Origin of the sequence: Serratia sp. X10, from assembly GCF_017811775.1 — a bacterium.
Lineage (GTDB): Bacteria > Pseudomonadota > Gammaproteobacteria > Enterobacterales > Enterobacteriaceae > Serratia > Serratia ureilytica.
The window spans coordinates 724,067-741,039 of sequence record NZ_JAEIOH010000001.1 but is presented as its reverse complement, the minus strand read 5'-3'; the positions used below and the strand labels follow the sequence as shown (position 1 = coordinate 741,039).

Genomic DNA, 16,973 nt, shown 5'->3' with positions numbered 1-16,973 from the left:
CAACGCCGCGTCCGGGGGCGGAATCCCAGCCTGGAGGCAACGGCTAAACTTGAAACGATAACCATTCTCAATTATCATCCGCGCATCTTTTTGACCAGCAATGCGAAAACCATGTCCGCCACCGCCTCTGCCCCGCACGCCGCGCTGTCGCGCCTTTACGCTACCCACCACGCCTGGTTGCAGGGATGGTTGCGTCGGCGGCTGGGCTGCGCTTTCGACGCGGACGATGTGGCGCAGGACACCTTTATGCGCCTGCTGAAGGGCGACGCCGCGGCGACCCTGCGCGAGCCGAAAGATTTTCTGGTCACCGTCGCCAAGCGGGTGATGGTCGATCTGTTCCGCCGCAGAACGCTGGAGCGCGCCTATCTTGAGATGCTGGCGCTGATCCCGGAAGGCTACGCCCCGTCGCCGGAGCAGCGCCAGAGCCTGCTGGAAAACCTGCAGCAGATCGACGCCATGCTCGACGGCCTGGGGCCGAAGGTAAAACAGGCCTTTCTGTTGTCGCAGCTCGAAGGCCTGGGCTATGCGGACATCGCCGCGCGCCTCGGCGTTTCGGTCAGTTCGGTTAAAAAATACATGGCCAAAGCCACCGAGCATTGCCTGCTGTTCAGCCTCGAAAACGACGTTTATTCATGAGCAACGCCATCACCCCCGAGCAGCGCCAGGCGCTGAAAATGGCCGCACACTGGTATGCCCTGCTGTGCGACGAGCACGTCACCGAACGCCAGCGCCAACAGTGGCAAGCCTGGCACCAGCAGCATGACGATCACCGCTGGGCCTGGCAGCGCGTCGAAGCGTTGCAGAGCCAGCTGCAGGGCGTGCCGGGCAAATTCAGCTATCGCGCGCTCGATCGCGCCGGCCGTCAATCGGCGATCGATCGCCGCACCCTGCTGAAAAGCCTGCTGCTGTTGCTCGGCGTGGGCGGCGGCGGTTTCTTCTACCGGTCGCCGCTCGGCCGGGAGCTGCGCGCCGACTACCGCACCGCCACCGGCGAAATCAAACCCATTGTGTTAAGCGACGGCACCCAGCTGGTGCTGAACACCGCCAGCGCGGTGGACGTGCATTACGACGATCGCCAACGGCTGATCCGCTTGCACGCCGGGGAAATCAGCCTGGTTACCGGACGCGATGCCCGGCCGCTGTGGGTGCAGAGCCCGCAAGGGGCGATGCGCGCGCTCGGCACCCGTTTTTTGGTGCGCGAGAGCGACGGCGAAACGCGCCTGACGGTGCTGGAGCACGCGGTCGAGGCGCAGCTGGCGCAAGACGCGCAACAAAAACGCCGGGTGAACGCCGGCGAACAGATCAGCTTCAGCGCGGCGGCCTTCAGCGACAAGCAACCGGCTACGGCGGAAGACGGCTGGCTGCACGGCGTGCTGAGCGTCAGCCAGTGGCGGCTGGACCGGGTGATCGCCGAACTGGCGCGCTATCGGCGCGGCCACCTGACCTGCGATCCGGCCGTTGCCGGCCTGCGCGTCAGCGGCAGTTTCCCGCTCAACGATACCGATCGCGCCCTCGCCCTGCTCAGCCAGACGCTGCCGGTACGCCTGCAAAGCTTTACCCGCTATTGGTTGCAAATCGTCCCCGCCTGAATTTTTTAAATGAAAATGATAAAAAATCGCATTCTTGATTGTCCCTTTTGCTTTGCTCATCCGACTCCCAGGAAAACACTGCAGCAATAAATAAAAAATGATTCAGGAGAAGGTATGAACAACGCTTGGGGAAAGGTCGCTCCGGCTTCGCTTTGGGGAAAACGGGCCACGCCGCTGGCCGTGGCCATTGGTTTGGTCTTCGCTGCACCGCAGATGGCGAGCGCCGCCAGCGCCGCGGCAACCTATCACATTCCGGCCGGTGAGCTGGACGACGCGCTGAACGCTTTCGCCGCGCGCGCCGGCATCGCGCTCTCGGTGGATGGCGCACTGACCGCCGGTAAACGTTCGCCGGGCCTGAGCGGCAGCTACGGCGCCGATGACGGCCTGAACGCCCTGCTGGCGGGCAGCGGCCTGCAGGCTAAAGCGCTCGGCAACAACGGCTACACGCTGGCCAAACTAGCGCAGCCGCAGAAAAAAGAAGAGGACATCACCGTGGTCGGCGACTGGCTGGCGGAAGGCCGTCAGGCAGACGTGTTCGAACACCCCGGCGCGCGCGACGTAGTGCGCCGCGAAGACTTCGTCAAAACCGGCACCACCACCGTGCGTGAAGCATTGAACCGCGTGCCGGGCGTGGTGGCCCCGGAAAACAACGGCACCGGCAGCCACGATATGGCGCTGAACTTCGGCATACGCGGCCTCAACCCGCGCCTCGCCAGCCGCTCCACCGTGCTGATGGACGGCATTCCGGTGCCCTTCGCCCCTTACGGCCAGCCGCAGCTATCGCTGGCGCCAGTCTCGCTCGGCAATATGGATGCGATTGACGTGGTACGCGGCGGCGGCGCGGTGCGCTATGGGCCGCAGAGCGTCGGCGGCGTCGTCAACTTCGTTACCCGCGCCATCCCGAAAACCTTCGGCCTGGAGGCCGGCATGCAGGGGCAGCTCAGCCCGACCTCGCGCCAGGATCACCCGAAAGGCACCGGCAACCTGATGATCGGCGGCACCGCCGACAACGGCTTCGGCGCGGCGCTGCTTTACTCCGGCACCCGCGGCAGCGACTGGCGCGAGCACAGCGCAACCAAGATAGACGACGTGATGCTGAAAAGCCGCTATGCCCCGAACGAGGTGCACACCTTCAACAGCCTGCTGCAATACTACGAAGGCGAAGCGAACATGCCGGGCGGCCTGAGCCGGGCGGACTACAACGCCAACCCGTTCCAGTCTACGCGCCCGTACGACAAGTTCTGGGGCCGCCGCCAGTTGGCGAACTTCGGCTACCAATATCAGCCTGATCAGCAGCATAAGTTCGACGTGCAGAGCTTCTACACCTACACCCTGCGCAGCGGCTATCTGGATCAGGGCAAGAACCTGACGCTGTCGCCGCGCGAATACTGGGTGCGCGGCGTAGAACCGCGCTACAGCCAAAGTTTCCGCTGGGGAGATTCCGCCCATGAGGTCGGCGTCGGCTACCGTTACGTCAGTGAATCCACCCATGAGCTGCGCTACACCAGCAAGGCCAGCACCGGCAGGCTGCCGTCCACCGCCAGCCCGTACGATCGCGACACCCAGTCCGGCACCGAGGCGCACGCCTTCTATCTCGACGATCGCATCGACATCGGCGACTGGACCATCACGCCGGGCATGCGCTACGAGTACATCAAGTCGTATCAGAACAACTACATCAAGAACAACCGCCTCGACGTCAGCTATAACGCGCCGCTGCCGGCGTTGAACGTGATGTATCACCTGAATGAATACTGGAACCTGTACGCCAACACCGAAGGCTCCTTCGGCACCGTGCAATACAGCCAGATGGGCAAAGCGGTCGACAGCGGCAAGATTGAACCGGAGAAGGCGCGCACCTGGGAACTGGGCACCCGCTACGCCGGCGACGCGCTGACCGGCGAGATCGGGCTGTTCCTGATCAACTTCAACAACCAGTACGATTCCAACCAGGTGACCGACAGCGTGACCGCGCGCGGCAAAACCCGCCACGCCGGGCTGGAAGGCAGCCTGCGTTACGATCTTTCGCAGCTGACGCCGAAACTGGACGACCTGACCGCCTACGCCAGCTACGCCTACGTCAACGCCACCATCCGCGAAGACGGCGGCTATAAGGGCAACCAGGTGCCGTTCTCGCCGAAGCATAAAGGCACCCTGGGGCTGGACTACACGCCAGGCAACTGGGCGTTTAACCTTAACGGCGAGTTCCAATCCAGCCAGTTCGCCGACAACGCCAACACCGTGGCGGAAAGCGCCGACGGCAGCACCGGCCGCATTCCCGGCTACATGCTGTGGGGCGTGCGCGCCGCCTATGATTTCGGCCCGGAAATGGCCGGCCTGAATCTGGGCGTCGGCGTGAAAAACCTGTTCAACCACGAGTATTTCACCCGCGCCTATGACGACAACAACAAAGGTCTGTATATCGGCCAGCCACGCACGATCTATCTGCAAGGTTCGGTGAAGTTCTGATCCGCAGCGGCGGGCGCGGTTAACCGTGTCCGCCGCCTTTCCCGTCAACGTGACAGCGTCACATAAAACCGTTCCTCCGCGTCGCCGCAGCGGCGAAAAATAAGTCGCTTCTGACGCCAATACGCGTAATATCGACGATCCGCCCCGATTTATGTGCGCGGATTTTTTGCCGTTATGGCCTGAAAAGCGAGGAAATAAAATGAATCACAATGACCTTTCTCAGTGCCGCGTTGACACCGACCGTTTGTTGATTGCCCCCTTTACCGCAGCAGACGCCGACGATGTTTACCAGGCGATCACCCCCACGCTGACGCGCTTTATGACCTTTGAGCCGGAAGCGTCGCCGGAAGATTTCGCCAACGTCTGGCAAGGCTGGCTGCCGCTGATGCGCGAAGGCGAAGAAGTGATCTTTGTCGCCCGCCGGCGCGAAGACCGGCAGTTCGTCGGCGTCGGCGGCGCGCACAACCTGCGCAGCCCCACCCCGGAGCTGGGCATCTGGGTGAAAGAGAGCCTGCATGGCCAGGGCTACGGCCGTGAAATCGTGCAGGGCATCGCGCGCTGGGCCAGCGAGCGCTTTCAGCCGCCGCATTTTCTCTACCCGGTGGCTGAGCAGAATACCGCCAGCCGCCGCCTCGTCGAGTCGCTGGGCGGCGTGCTGGCCGGCCGTTGCGAGCGTATCAAGTATGACGCCGTGGTCTACCACCTGCCGCGTCAGCGCTAATCAGCATCGGGCCGCTGGCCCGGTGTGACCTTTTTTCCTTTCCGCCGTGATAACCGCTGCCACTGCCTGCGGGTTTGTGCTAATGATAGAAGCATGTAGGGTAAAAACAGTTGAGGAACAGCAACATGATTATATTTGTTACCGGCGCCACCTCCGGTTTCGGCGAGGCCATTGCGCGCCGTTTTATCCGTGAAGGCCACCAGGTGATCGCCGCCGGGCGCCGCCTTGAGCGTCTCGACGCGCTGCAGGAAGAATTGGGGGAAGCGCTGCACATCGTGCGGCTCGACGTGCGCAACCGCGCCGCCATTCAGCAGGTGATAGAAGCGCTGCCGGCCGAGCTGCGCCAGATCGACGTGCTGGTGAACAACGCCGGGCTGGCGCTGGGGCTGGAGCCGGCGCACAAGGCCAACGCCGATGACTGGGAAACCATGATCGACACCAACGCCAAAGGGCTGGTGAACATGACCCGCGCGCTGCTGCCCGCCATGGTCGAGCGCAACGTCGGCCACGTGATCAACATCGGTTCCACCGCCGCCAACTGGCCTTACGCCGGCGGCAACGTGTACGGCGCCACCAAGGCGTTCGTCAAGCAGTTCAGCCTGGGCCTGCGCGCCGATCTGCACGGCACGCGCATCCGCGTGACCGATATCGAGCCGGGCCTGGTGGGCGGCACCGAATTCTCCAACGTGCGCTTCAAGGGCGATGACGGCAAGGTCAATAAAACCTACGAAGGCGCCGATGCGCTGACGCCGGAAGACATCGCCGAGTCGGTATTCTGGGTCGCCACGTTGCCGGCGCGCGTCAACATCAACACGCTGGAAATGATGCCGGTCAGCCAGTCCTTCGCCGGGCTGAACATCCACCGCGGCGCCTGAGCCCTGTCGGCGGGAGGCAACTCCCGCCGTGTTTCCTCAGGCCGCGCGCCAGCCGGAAACGATAATCAGCATGCCCGCCAGCGCCACCCCGGCGCCGACCCAATCCAGCGCAGACAGCTTCACGCCGTCCACCACTCGCAGCCACAGCAGCGCCGTCGCCACATACACGCCGCCATAGGCCGCGTAGACCCGCCCGCTGGCCGCAGGATGCAGCGTCAACAGCCAGACGAACAGCATCAGGCTCAAGGCCGCCGGCAGCAGCAGCCAGGCGCTGCCCTGCTTCTTGAGCCACAGGTAAGGCAGGAAACAGCCGATAATTTCAGCGAGGGCGGTGGCGAAAAACAACAGCGTAGTTTTTAACATCGGTCGCAGTTTTCTCTCGATAAAGTAAACGAATCGGCGCTTGGCTGGTGAATTCCAGGAGCGCGGTGGTATATTTGTCACCACGCCTGCGGGCGAGGTAACGCCAGTGCCGCCTTCATCAGGCGCACTCACTCATAAGGATGAAACCATGAAAACATTTTCGACCCAACGACTGCTGCGCGGGATGCTGCCGGTCGCCATGCTGGCCGTAATGGGCGCCTGGCAGGCGCCGGCGCTGGCCGCCACCTGCACTCAGGGCAGCACCTGCGTCACCGTCGATGGCAAAGGCAGCGGCGCGATGAGCACCGAAGAAGCGCGCCAGAGCAAAGAGCAGTGGAATGATACCAAATCCCTGCGCCACAAGGTTAACACCCGCGTCGAGAAAGAATTCGACAAGATCGATCGCGCGGCGGATGACGAAGATCGCTGCAACGACAGCAACAACGTCAACGCCTACTGGGAGCCGGACACCCGTAAATGTCTGGATCGCCAGACCGGGCGTCGGATTAATCCTTAATCCGCCTGCGGCGGGCGGGCAAGCGTGAAACCCGGCCGCCGTTGCTGCTATCCTGTTACAGGAAGTCCATTGTCTAAAAGGATGACGTGATGAAAAAAACGCTGATATTAACCGCTGTGTTGCTGGCCGGCGCGCCGATAGCGGCCCTGGCCTCCTGCGAAAGCGTGAAAGCGGACATTTCGCAAAAAATCGTCAATAACGGCGTACCGGAGTCCGGCTTCAAACTGGAGATCGTGCCAAACGATCAGGCCGATCAAGCGGGCGGCCAGGTGGTCGGCCACTGCGAAAACGACACCCAGAAGATCGTCTACACCCGCCTGAACAACGGCGACGATCGCGGTGATGCGGCGCAGACCGGCACCAGCCAGGATACCTCCAACACGCAGTAAGCCGCCCCGGCTACCAGGGCGCTCTGCAGCAGCGCCCGCTCCTTCTTTCCTTACGCCTGTTCCGCCTCTTCCTCTTCGCCCTGCGGCCGACAACGCGCCGGGATCAGCATCGCCGCCGCCAGCGCCAGCAACGACACCAGCGCCGAAACCAGAAACACCCAATGCAGCGAAGCCGCCACTTGCTGGGTCAGCTGCACCAACGCCTCGCTCCCCATGCTCTGGCGCACCGCCGGTTCCATCAGCCGCTGCACCGGATCGTCAATCTGCGGCAACCGCCACTGCAGGTTGAGATTCAGCGTCGCGCCCAAAATCGCGGTGCCGATGGCCGAGCCCACCATGCGGGTAAACACCGTACAGGCGGTGGCGATGCCGCGAATGTTGTAATGCGCCGCGTTCTGCACCGAAACCAGAAACGTGGTATTGCACAGCCCCATGCCGGCGCCGACCATAAACGCCGCCACCCGGCCCCACAGCAAGCCGCCCTCCGGCTGCAGCAGCAGCAAGATCAGGCCGCCCGCCACCAACAACAGCGCGCCCAGCAGCGCCGTGGCGCGGTACGAGGTCATCAGCATCAAGCGGCCGCTCAGCGTGCTGGCCAGCGGCCACCCGATCGACATCAGGGCCAGCGTGGTGCCCGCCTCCAGCGGCGAGCCCCCCATCACGCCCTGAATGAAGGTGGGCAGAAAGGCGCTGATGCCCATCATCGCCGCGCCGATCACCAACCCGCCGATGTTGCCGGCGACGATCACCCGGCTTTGCCACAGCGCCAGCGGGAACAAGGGTTCGACCGCACGCCGTTCCTGGCGGACAAGCAGCGCCAGCGCCGCCGCCGCCAGCGCAAACAGCGGCACCACCCACCAGCCCAGGCTTTCCATCTGCAACAGCGCCAACAGCAGCGCCGACACGAACAGCGTCAGCCAGGCGGTGCCGGCCAGATCCAGCGCGTGCTGGCGTAATGGCTGATGCGCCGGCAGATAGCGCCAGAGGAAGAACATCGCCAACAGGCCGATCGGCAGGTTGACCCAGAACACCAACGCCCACGGCAAATGCTGCACGATAAATGCCCCCAACAGCGGGCCGATGATCGCCGACACGCCCCACACGCTCGACAGGTATCCCATCACCTTCGGCCGTTCGGTGGCGCTGTAAATATCGCCGATGATGGTGGAGGCGATCGGCATGATGGCGCCGGCGCCCAGCCCCTGCAGCAGACGAAAGCCGATCAGCCAATACATGTCGGGGGCGAAACCGCACAGTACCGAACCCAACAGGAACAGCGTGGCGCCGAAGAAGAACACCCGTTTGCGGCCGTAGAGATCCGCCAGCCGCCCGTAGATGGGAATGGTGATCGCCTGCGACAGCAAATAGACCGCGAACACCCAGCCCAGCAGCGAGAAACCGCCAAGATCGCCGATGATGGTCGGCATGGCGGTGGCGACGATGGTGGCTTCGATCGCCGACATGAACATCGCCAGCATGCAGGCGATCAGAATCAGCGGGCGGTGAGCGATGGGGGCGGGTGAAACGTTATTTGTCATGGCGTTATGCAGGTTTCCTGGCGTTTTTGTTTTCCCTGAGTATATCAGCAAGCGCCTGCACCGAGTCTATCCGCCCTCACATCCCGTCTTCGCCGACGGCGGATCGCACCATTTGGACTTGTTGTTACGGCGTAACGTTATGCGACGGATTTTTTTCACTTTCCCCCCATCCCAGCGCTGACGCGGGCTGAGACGCCGATCGGCGCAAACTCAATCACCTGATTTTGTTCATAAAACTTGGCACGGTCAACGACAGGGTGCTATACCTTCCCTAGCCGGGGTCATTGGGCTTCGTGCTTTCTCGGGTTTAAATATCAGTATCTTATGCTGATTAACTCACGTATTGAGCCTACGTTCAGCACGCTGTGCCGAACGCACCCTTCGCTCAATGTCGCTAACCTCATGCGAAACGCCCGTTTTGTACCGCCACGCCCGCCGGGCCGTGGGTAACAATCAGAGCGGAATGCGCCGTCTCGTCGGCCGCTCCGCGCAACGGAGGACGCAACATCATGCACAAGTCAGCGCCATACCGGCGCCTGCTCCTCGGGAGCCTGTTGTTTATCGCCGTCATCGCACTGCTGGTTTACGGCATCGGTTGGGACACCCTCAAGTCGCGCCGGGAAGATTTGATCTACCTCGGCCAGCAACACATGTTCCTGGTGGCTTGCTCCATGCTGCTGTCGCTGCTGGTCGGCATTCCCAGCGGTATCTTGCTGAGCCGCCCTTTCGCCCGCCGCTGGGCTGAGCACGTGATGCAGATCTTTAACGTCGGCAACACCCTGCCGCCGCTGGCAGTGTTGGCGCTGGCGATGGTGATCATCGGCATCGGCGACCGGCCGGCTGTGGTGGCGCTGTTCCTCGCCTCGCTGCTGCCTATCGTGCGCAATACCTATGCCGGCCTGCGTTCGGTGCCGCCGGCGCTGGTCGAGGCCGCCAACGGTATTGGCATGACCGCCGGGCAGCGGCTGCGCCAGGTCGAACTCCCTAACGCCCTGCCGGTGATCTTCGCCGGGGTGCGCATCGCGATGGCGATTAACGTCGGCACCGCGCCGCTGGCGTTTTTAATCGGCGCCAGCAGCTACGGCGAGCTGATCTTCCCCGGCATCTACCTGAACGACTTCCCGACGCTGATCCTCGGCGCCGCCGCCACCGCGCTGATCGCCCTGCTGCTCGATCTGGCGCTGGCCGGTCTCGGCCGCCGGCTCAGCCCGCACACCGCATCCTGATGGGAGAAACGCGATGACTCGATGGTTACAACGCCTCCGCCACGCGCTGCTGTTCTCCTTGCTGATGAGCGGCGCGGCCGCCTGGGCTGCCCCGCTGACGCTGGCGAGCAAGAACTTTACCGAACAGCGCATTCTGTCGGCGATCACCGTGCAATACCTGCGGGCCAAAGGTTTTCAGGTCGAACCCAAGACCAACCTGGCCACGGTAATCACCCGCAACGCGATGATCAACAAGCAGATCGACATGACCTGGGAATACACCGGCACCTCGCTGATCATCTTTAACCACATCAATAAGCGCATGTCGCCGCAGGAAACCTACGACACGGTGAAAAAGCTCGACGCCAAACTCGGGCTGGTGTGGCTGCAGCCGGCGGACATGAACAACACCTACGCCTTCGCCATGCAGCGGCAGCGCGCGGAAAAAGAGCAGATCCGCACGATGTCGCAGCTGGTGGCCAAAGTGGAACAGGTGCGTAAAACGGACCCTAAACACAACTGGCTGCTGGGGCTGGATCTGGAGTTCGCCGGCCGCTCGGACGGTCTGAAACCGATGCAGGCGCTGTATAACATGCCGCTCGATCGCCCGCAAATCCGCCAAATGGACCCCGGCCTGGTGTACAACGCCATCCGCGACGGCTTCGTCGACGCCGGGCTGGTGTACACCACCGACGGCCGGGTGAAAGGCTTCGATCTGCAGGTGCTGGAAGATGACAAAGGCTATTTCCCGAGCTACGCGGTCACGCCGGTGGTGCGCGCCGACGTATTGCAAAACACGCCGGGGCTGGAAGAAGCGCTGAACACGCTGTCGAAACAGTTCAATAACCAGGTGATCACCGAGCTTAACGCCAGGGTGGATATCGACTATCAGACGCCGCAACAGGTCGCCGACGCGTTTCTCAAGCAGCGCGGCCTGATTTAAGGAGGCATGATGAATACCTTACTCTACGCCTGGCAAAACTGGGCCTATATCGCCGGGTTGACGCTGGAACACCTGCTGCTGGTCGGCGTCGCCGTGGGTCTGGCGATCCTGATCGGCGTGCCGCTTGGCGTGCTGATCGTCCGCCACAAATGGCTGGCGACGCCGGTGCTGAGCCTGGCCACGCTGGTGCTGACCGTGCCCTCCATCGCCCTGTTCGGGCTGATGATCCCGCTGTTTTCATTGATTGGCCACGGCATCGGCTACGTGCCGGCGATCACCGCGGTGTTCCTCTACTCGCTGCTGCCGATCGTGCGCAATACCCACACCGCGCTCGACAATCTGCCCGGCGGGCTGCGCGAAGCCGGCCGCGGCATCGGCATGACGTTCTGGCAACGCCTGCGCTGGGTGGAGATCCCGGTGGCACTGCCGGTGATTTTCGGCGGCATCCGCACCGCCGTGGTAATGAATATCGGCGTGATGGCGATCGCCGCGGTGATCGGCGCCGGCGGCCTCGGCCTGCTGCTGCTCAACGGCATCAGCAGCAGCGACATTCGCCAGTTGATTACCGGCGCCGTGATGATCAGCCTGCTGGCGATCGTCCTCGATTGGTTATTGCACCGCTTGCAAATTGCGCTCACGCCCAAGGGGATCCGCTCATGATTAAATTGGAAAATCTGACCAAACAGTTCATGCAAAAGAACGGCACGCCGTTCAACGCCGTCGACAACATCAATCTGGACGTGCCGGAAGGTGAAATCTGCGTGCTGCTCGGCCCTTCCGGCTGCGGCAAAACCACCACGCTGAAGATGATCAACCGCCTGATCGAACCCACCGGCGGCACCATTCTGATCAACGGCGAAGACACCAGCGCGCTGGATACCGTCAGCCTGCGCCGTAAAATCGGCTACGTCATCCAACAGATCGGCCTGTTCCCCAACATGACCATCGAGGAGAACATCACCGTGGTGCCGCGCATGCTGGGCTGGGACAAAAAACGCTGCCACGCCCGCGCCGAGGAGCTGATGAGCATGGTGGCGCTGGATCCCAAGCGCTTTTTGCACCGCTACCCGAAAGAGATGTCGGGCGGGCAGCAACAGCGCATCGGCGTGATCCGCGCGCTGGCGGCCGATCCGCCTGTGCTGCTGATGGATGAACCCTTCGGCGCGGTGGATCCGATCAACCGCGAAACCATCCAGAACGAGTTTCTCGACATGCAGCGCCAGCTGAAAAAGACCGTGATGCTGGTCAGCCACGACATCGACGAAGCGCTGAAGCTCGGCGATCGCATTGCGGTGTTCCGCCAGGGCAAAATCGTGCAGAACGCCAGCGCCGATGAGCTGCTGGCGCGGCCGGCGAACGAGTTCGTCGCCTCCTTTGTCGGCCAGGATCGCACGCTGAAGCGCCTGCTGCTGGTGCAGGCCGGCGACGTGGCAGGCCAACAAGAGACGGTGACGGTGCGCCGGGAAACGCCGCTGGTGGAGGCGTTCGGGCTGATGGACGATATCGACGCCCGTTCGGTGACGGTGGTGGACGCCGACGGCAAGCCGCTGGGCTACGTCAAACGCCGTGAGGCGCGCGGCGCGTCGGGGGTATGCGCCGACAGCCTGCACCGCTTCCGCGTCACCGCCCGCGCGGAGGAGAACCTGCGCGTGGTGCTGTCGAAGCTGTACGAGCACAACACCTCCTGGATGCCGATCGTCGATGAAGACGGCCGCTACAGCGGCGAAATCTCGCAGGATTATATCGCCGACTACCTCAGCTCCGGCCGCACGCGCCGGGTGTTGACGCCGCAATAACCCACGCCGGGGCGCTCGCCGCCCCGCCCATGCCGCAGTTTGCTAAAGATTCACTGGTCATCGGCCGGAGCGCCAAGCACAATGCGCTGATGACCCTTTGATTTTTCTCACGACGCCGCCCACGCATGAAAAGATTGGTCCACCTGCACCACTATCGCGCCCTGCTGCGCAGCCTGCTTATCGCCGTGTTTATCGGCGTCGCCGCCGCCCTGGCGGTGTGGCTGTTCCACCGTTCGATGATTGGCCTCGAGTGGCTGCTGCTCGGCAATGCCGACGGCAGCCTGGTGGCCGCCGCCGCCGCGCTGCCCGGCTGGCGACGCGCGCTGACGCCCGCGCTGGGCGGTCTGGCGGCGGGCCTGCTGCTGTATATTCACCAGCGCTACCGCCACCAGCGCCCGGCGGCGCCCACCGACTATATGGAAGCGATTGAGACCGGCAACGGCAAGCTGGATACCGGCGCCAGCCTGGTGAAGTGTCTGGCGTCGCTGCTGGTGGTGTCGAGCGGCAGCGCCATCGGCCGCGAAGGCGCGATGATCCTGCTGGCGGCGCTGGTGGGATCGCTCTTCGCCCAGCGCTTTACGCACGAGAAAGAATGGAAACTGTGGGTGGCCTGCGCCGCCGCCGCCGGGATGGCCAGCGCCTACCATGCGCCGTTGGCGGGCAGCCTGTTTATCGCCGAGATCCTGTTCGGCACCCTGATGCTGGCCTCGCTCGGCCCGGTGGTGATCGCCGCAGTGAGCGCCCTGCTGATGACCAACCTGCTCAACGGCGGCCAGGCGCCGCTCTACCTGGTGACGCCGCTCGCCGCTCCCTTGCCGACGCAATACCTGCTGATGGCGCTGGTCGGCGTGGTGGCCGGCGCCGGCGGGCCGTTGTTTTTGTGGTTGATGACCGCCACCGGCCGCGCCTTCCGATCGCTGCGCCTGAAGCCGCCGTTGCAGCTGGCGTTGGGCGGCCTGATCGTCGGGCTGCTTTCGCTGCTGTTTCCGCAGGTGTGGGGCAATGGCTACAGCGTGGTGCAGGCGCTGCTGATCGCGCCGCCGGGGGTGTTGCTGCTGGGCGCGATCCTGGTGTGTAAACTGTTGGCGATCCTCGCCAGCAGCGGCTCGGGCGCGCCCGGCGGGGTCTTCACCCCGACGCTGTTCGTCGGCGCCGCGCTCGGATCGATAATCGGTCAGCTGTTCGGCCTGTGGCCGGGCATGGATGCGGCGGTGCCGCTGCTGCTGGCGCTGACCGGCATGGCCACCCTGCTGGCCGCCACCACCCATGCGCCGATCATGGCGGCGCTGATGGTGTTTGAAATGACCGGCGAATACGCGCTGCTGCCCGGCATTCTGCTCGCCTGCGTGATCGCCACCACCGTGTCGCGCGGCCTGCGGCCGGTATCGGTCTACCACACCGCGCCGCCGCCCAAACGCGAGGCTTAGAACTCACCCTGCTGCAATATTTCCCTGAACTGCGGGCACTGCAGGTGCTCGGGCTCAGGGCAATCGACCATGTGCCGCAGCCCGTCGCGCACCTGCATCAGGCGCTGGATATGGCGATCCAACTCATCCGCCCGCGCCGCCAGCAACACGCGATCGAGCGCGATTTTGCCCCGTTCGTCAAACAAGGCGCTCATCTCATCCAACGTAAAACCGGCCAGGCGCGCGAGGGCGATCAACCGCAGTTGATCGAGCACCCCGGCGGCGTATTGACGGCGCAAACCGTGGCGGCCTATCGGGGCGATCAGCCCCTTTTTCTCGTAATGCCGCAGCGCGGAAGGCGCGACTCCGCTCAGGCGCGCCACCGCGCCGATATCCAGCTCTTTTGCCATTGACTTGAAGCCGACTTTAAGTTGCACACTGTGCGCACCTTATCACGTCACTGAACCAAGGACACCCGTATGACCCCCGATTTGTTATCGCGCATTCTGTTAACCGGCGCCGGCGCCACCCTCTGCATGGATTTGTGGGCGTTGCTGCTGAAGCGGCGCTTCGGCATCCCTTCCCTCGATTACGCGCTGGTGGGCCGCTGGTTTCTCGGCATGTTCGACGGCCGCTGGTTGCACGCCACCATCGTCACGGCGCCGCCGCGCCAGGGTGAGAGAAAAATCGGCTGGATACTGCACTACGCCATCGGCTTGGCGTTCGCCTTTATCCCACTCGCTTTGGCGGGCATTGAGTGGTATGCGGCGCCGGAACCGCGCATCGCGCTGTTGAGCGGCTGGCTGAGCCTGACGGCGCCGTTTCTGGTGATGCAGCCCGCGCTGGGCTTTGGCGTGGCGGCGGCGAAAACCGCCAATCCGCGCAGAGCGCGTCTCCTCAGCCTGCTCACCCACACCGTGTATGGGCTGGGCCTGCTGATCGCCGCCCGGTTGTTGGCGACGTTCTGCGCCTGAATGGGCTACAGCAACGTGGAAATATCGAGGTAGTGCGCCAGTTCGCGCTGCTCCGCGCGCGGCAGGTACGGAATTTCACCCAGCAGCGGCGCAGAAATGCGCTGCTGCAGCGCCGTGATGGTTTCGGCATAGTGCGCCAACCCCGGATTGATGCGGTTGGCCACCCAGCCCAGCAGCGGCAGGCCGTCGTTGATGATCGACTGCGCGGTCAGCAGCGCGTGGCTGACGCAGCCCAGCTTGATGCCCACCACCAACACCACCGGCAGCTGCTCCTGCACCACCCATTCGGCGTACGGCCGCAGATCGTTCATCAGCACGCGCCAGCCGCCGCTGCCCTCCACCACCACCGTATCGGCTTTGGCGGACAGATCGCGCAGGCCGCTGCTCATCAGGCCGTAGTTGATGTCCTCGGTGGCATGCGCATGAAACACCTCATCCAGACAGGTGATGGGATTGATCTCCTCATAGGACAGCGGCAAGGTGGAAGATGCCTGCAACACCAAAGCGTCTTTATTGCGGATGCCCTCGCTGGTTTCCTGGCAGCGCGCGGCGATCGGCTTGTAGCCCGCGACCGAGCGGCCATCGGCGGCCAGCGCCTGCATCAACCCGCGGGAAACCACGGTTTTACCGACGTCGGTATCCGTGCCTGTCACAAATAAACGCTTCAACATGAATAAAATGCCCCAGAATGCCCCGTTAACAATGTATCGCCGCACCGGCGGCGAAGAAGTCTTGCGGAAAAATTCTAGGGGATGCCGCCACGTAGGGGCTTGAGGTAGCTCAATCTTTTGCGGGATTAATAAGAAGTTCTGATGTTAGCCTTGCAGCAGCTGCACCAGCAATGAACCGTTATACAGCGCCTCTTTCACCAGCGCCGCGCCGGGCATGGTGCCCTGATTGAAGAACTGCGTGGATTCAACCTTGACCTGCTCGCTGTAGGCCGGCAGCGCCTGCTGGCGAATGCAGGAGGCGATAGCCGGGTGCAGGATCTCCGCCGCGCGGTTGAGCGGCGAACCCACCAGGATCTTCTCCGGATTGAACAGGTTAACCATGATAGCCAGAATGCGCCCCACGCTGTGGCCGACGCCGAGGATGATGTCCCGCGCCAGTTGATCGCCCGCCAGCGCGGCGTCGCACAGCGATTCAACGGTCAGCGGCGCGCCGTGCAGGCTGGAGCTCATCGAGCCGCTCAGCCGCTGCTGGGCGATCTCCAGCATGTTCTCGATGCTGGCCACGGTCTCGAGGCAGCCGTGGTTGCCGCAGTAGCAGCGTTTGCCGTAAGGATCGACCTGGGTGTGGCCGATCTCCACCACGCTGTGGCTGCCGGCATGCAGCACGTGGCCGCCGGTGATCACGCCGGCGCCGACGTTGTGGTCGATCACCACCTGAATCACGTTCTGGCTGCCTCGCGAGGCGCCGTACAACGCCTCGGCCATGGTCCAGGCGCTGATGTCGTGTTGCAAATAGACGGGCAGACCGGTCCGGGTTTCCAGCGCCGGGCCGAGCGGCATCTCCAGCACGTCGTAAAACGGCATGCGGTGCACCACGCCCGACTGCACGTCGATAATGCCCGGCAGCGTAATAGCGATCGCCGTCAACCGTTCCAGCTTGCTTTGGTGGCGAATAAAGAATTGATCGACTTCGGTCAGGATGCGTTTCAGCAGCGGTTCGGGATCTTCGGCCGCCAGCGGCAGCAGCTCTTCCACCACCAGTTTGCTGCTCAGATCGCGCAGCGCCAGCGTGATGCTGCCGCGGCTGATGCGGGCGGACAGGTAGTGCCAGGCCTCGGTGTCCAGCACCAGCCCTACCGCCGGGCGCCCCCGGCTGCCGATTTCCTGGTACTCGGTTTCCTTGACCAGATGGGCTTCCAGCAGTTCGCGCACGATCTTGGTGATGCTGGCGGGCGCCAGCTGTGCGCGTTTTGACAGTTCGATGCGCGAAATCGGGCCCAGTTGATCGATTAGCCGATAAACCGCCCCCGCATTGGTCTGTTTGATTTGATCAATATGCCCAGGCTGCCCAACCGCAATCACAAACCGGCTCCTACTATTTTTCGCGCTTCTAAATAAAGACTAGGGGTTATGGTGGGGCTTTTGTCATACAGCGTCAACTATTTGATTCGTTATGTGATTTGCTGCACAAATTCCTCGCAATTTCAGCGCGGATTGATTTTTATTTGCCCAACCTC

18 protein-coding genes are annotated in these 16,973 nt (G+C 63.1%); 13 read left to right on the top strand and 5 right to left on the bottom strand.

Going from position 1 to position 16,973, the window contains the following annotated elements:
- Window positions 1-111: 111 nt before the first annotated feature.
- The 5 genes from fecI to ydfG all read left to right on the top strand — a co-directional run bounded on the left by fecI (window position 112) and on the right by ydfG (window position 5,654).
- On the top strand, window positions 112-636 hold the full coding sequence (fecI, locus tag J9788_RS03815) for a ferric citrate uptake sigma factor FecI (RefSeq protein WP_182264530.1): 525 nt from the start codon (window positions 112-114) through the stop codon (window positions 634-636).
- Window positions 633-1,589: a ferric citrate uptake sigma factor regulator FecR gene (gene fecR / locus J9788_RS03810; protein WP_046898433.1), complete on the top strand. Its 957-nt coding sequence runs from the start codon at window positions 633-635 to the stop codon at window positions 1,587-1,589. The genes fecI and fecR overlap by 4 nt, the downstream gene beginning before the upstream one ends.
- A 114-nt stretch (window positions 1,590-1,703) precedes the next feature.
- Window positions 1,704-4,058: a TonB-dependent Fe(3+) dicitrate receptor FecA gene (fecA, locus tag J9788_RS03805; protein WP_182264531.1), complete on the top strand. Its 2,355-nt coding sequence runs from the start codon at window positions 1,704-1,706 to the stop codon at window positions 4,056-4,058.
- Window positions 4,059-4,257: 199 nt separating this feature from the next.
- Complete coding sequence (locus J9788_RS03800; protein WP_182264532.1) at window positions 4,258-4,779, top strand: GNAT family N-acetyltransferase; 522 nt, start codon at window positions 4,258-4,260, stop codon at window positions 4,777-4,779.
- A 125-nt stretch (window positions 4,780-4,904) separates the two neighbouring features.
- Window positions 4,905-5,654 carry a bifunctional NADP-dependent 3-hydroxy acid dehydrogenase/3-hydroxypropionate dehydrogenase YdfG gene (gene ydfG, locus J9788_RS03795; RefSeq protein ID WP_046898435.1) on the top strand — a complete coding sequence of 250 codons (750 nt, stop codon included), beginning with the start codon at window positions 4,905-4,907 and terminating at the stop codon, window positions 5,652-5,654.
- 36 nt (window positions 5,655-5,690) lie between these two features.
- On the opposite strand, the gene J9788_RS03790 is transcribed toward ydfG, so the two are convergent.
- On the bottom strand, window positions 5,691-6,017 hold the full coding sequence (locus J9788_RS03790) for a YnfA family protein (protein ID WP_004938563.1): 327 nt from the start codon (window positions 6,015-6,017) through the stop codon (window positions 5,691-5,693).
- Window positions 6,018-6,165: 148 nt separating this feature from the next.
- Between J9788_RS03790 and J9788_RS03785 the strand changes: the two genes are divergently transcribed.
- Together J9788_RS03785 and J9788_RS03780 are read left to right on the top strand one after the other, a co-directional pair.
- Window positions 6,166-6,534 (top strand): DUF1283 family protein, encoded by a 369-nt coding sequence (locus J9788_RS03785; protein WP_033633135.1) that lies wholly within the window; start codon window positions 6,166-6,168, stop codon window positions 6,532-6,534.
- Window positions 6,535-6,623: 89 nt separating this feature from the next.
- Complete coding sequence (locus tag J9788_RS03780) at window positions 6,624-6,923, top strand: DUF1161 domain-containing protein (protein ID WP_033642988.1); 300 nt, start codon at window positions 6,624-6,626, stop codon at window positions 6,921-6,923.
- 50 nt (window positions 6,924-6,973) lie between these two features.
- Here J9788_RS03780 and J9788_RS03775 read toward each other — a convergent pair whose 3' ends face one another.
- On the bottom strand, window positions 6,974-8,461 hold the full coding sequence (locus J9788_RS03775; RefSeq protein ID WP_182264533.1) for an MDR family MFS transporter: 1,488 nt from the start codon (window positions 8,459-8,461) through the stop codon (window positions 6,974-6,976).
- Between the two features lie 509 nt (window positions 8,462-8,970).
- Between J9788_RS03775 and J9788_RS03770 the strand changes: the two genes are divergently transcribed.
- The 5 genes from J9788_RS03770 to clcB all read left to right on the top strand — a co-directional run bounded on the left by J9788_RS03770 (window position 8,971) and on the right by clcB (window position 13,832).
- Window positions 8,971-9,687 (top strand): ABC transporter permease, encoded by a 717-nt coding sequence (locus J9788_RS03770; protein WP_043143261.1) that lies wholly within the window; start codon window positions 8,971-8,973, stop codon window positions 9,685-9,687.
- 64 nt (window positions 9,688-9,751) lie between these two features.
- Window positions 9,752-10,609, top strand: coding sequence for a glycine betaine ABC transporter substrate-binding protein (locus tag J9788_RS03765; RefSeq protein WP_241427834.1), 858 nt, complete (start codon window positions 9,752-9,754; stop codon window positions 10,607-10,609).
- Between the two features lie 9 nt (window positions 10,610-10,618).
- Window positions 10,619-11,269 carry an osmoprotectant ABC transporter permease OsmW gene (gene osmW, locus J9788_RS03760; RefSeq protein WP_015377782.1) on the top strand — a complete coding sequence of 217 codons (651 nt, stop codon included), beginning with the start codon at window positions 10,619-10,621 and terminating at the stop codon, window positions 11,267-11,269.
- Window positions 11,266-12,405 (top strand): osmoprotectant ABC transporter ATP-binding protein OsmV, encoded by a 1,140-nt coding sequence (gene osmV / locus J9788_RS03755; RefSeq protein WP_182264535.1) that lies wholly within the window; start codon window positions 11,266-11,268, stop codon window positions 12,403-12,405. The genes osmW and osmV overlap by 4 nt, the downstream gene beginning before the upstream one ends.
- Window positions 12,406-12,530: 125 nt before the next feature.
- A complete protein-coding gene (gene clcB / locus J9788_RS03750) occupies window positions 12,531-13,832 on the top strand; it encodes a voltage-gated ClC-type chloride channel ClcB (protein ID WP_182264536.1) in 1,302 nt (433 codons plus the stop codon).
- On the opposite strand, the gene J9788_RS03745 is transcribed toward clcB, so the two are convergent.
- The gene (locus J9788_RS03745) at window positions 13,829-14,221 is read right to left on the bottom strand and encodes a helix-turn-helix domain-containing protein (RefSeq protein ID WP_182265102.1); all 393 of its coding nucleotides are present in this window, start codon (window positions 14,219-14,221) and stop codon (window positions 13,829-13,831) included. The two genes, clcB and J9788_RS03745, sit on opposite strands and share 4 nt — an antisense overlap.
- 69 nt (window positions 14,222-14,290) lie before the next feature.
- Here J9788_RS03745 and J9788_RS03740 point away from each other — a divergent pair, with 69 nt between their 5' ends.
- Window positions 14,291-14,785, top strand: coding sequence for a DUF2938 family protein (locus tag J9788_RS03740; RefSeq protein ID WP_182264537.1), 495 nt, complete (start codon window positions 14,291-14,293; stop codon window positions 14,783-14,785).
- A 5-nt stretch (window positions 14,786-14,790) separates the two neighbouring features.
- On the opposite strand, the gene bioD is transcribed toward J9788_RS03740, so the two are convergent.
- On the bottom strand, window positions 14,791-15,456 hold the full coding sequence (gene bioD / locus J9788_RS03735) for a dethiobiotin synthase (RefSeq protein WP_033650480.1): 666 nt from the start codon (window positions 15,454-15,456) through the stop codon (window positions 14,791-14,793).
- Window positions 15,457-15,600: 144 nt separating this feature from the next.
- The gene (locus J9788_RS03730; protein WP_033642978.1) at window positions 15,601-16,818 is read right to left on the bottom strand and encodes an ROK family transcriptional regulator; all 1,218 of its coding nucleotides are present in this window, start codon (window positions 16,816-16,818) and stop codon (window positions 15,601-15,603) included.
- Between the last annotated feature and the right edge of the window lie 155 nt (window positions 16,819-16,973).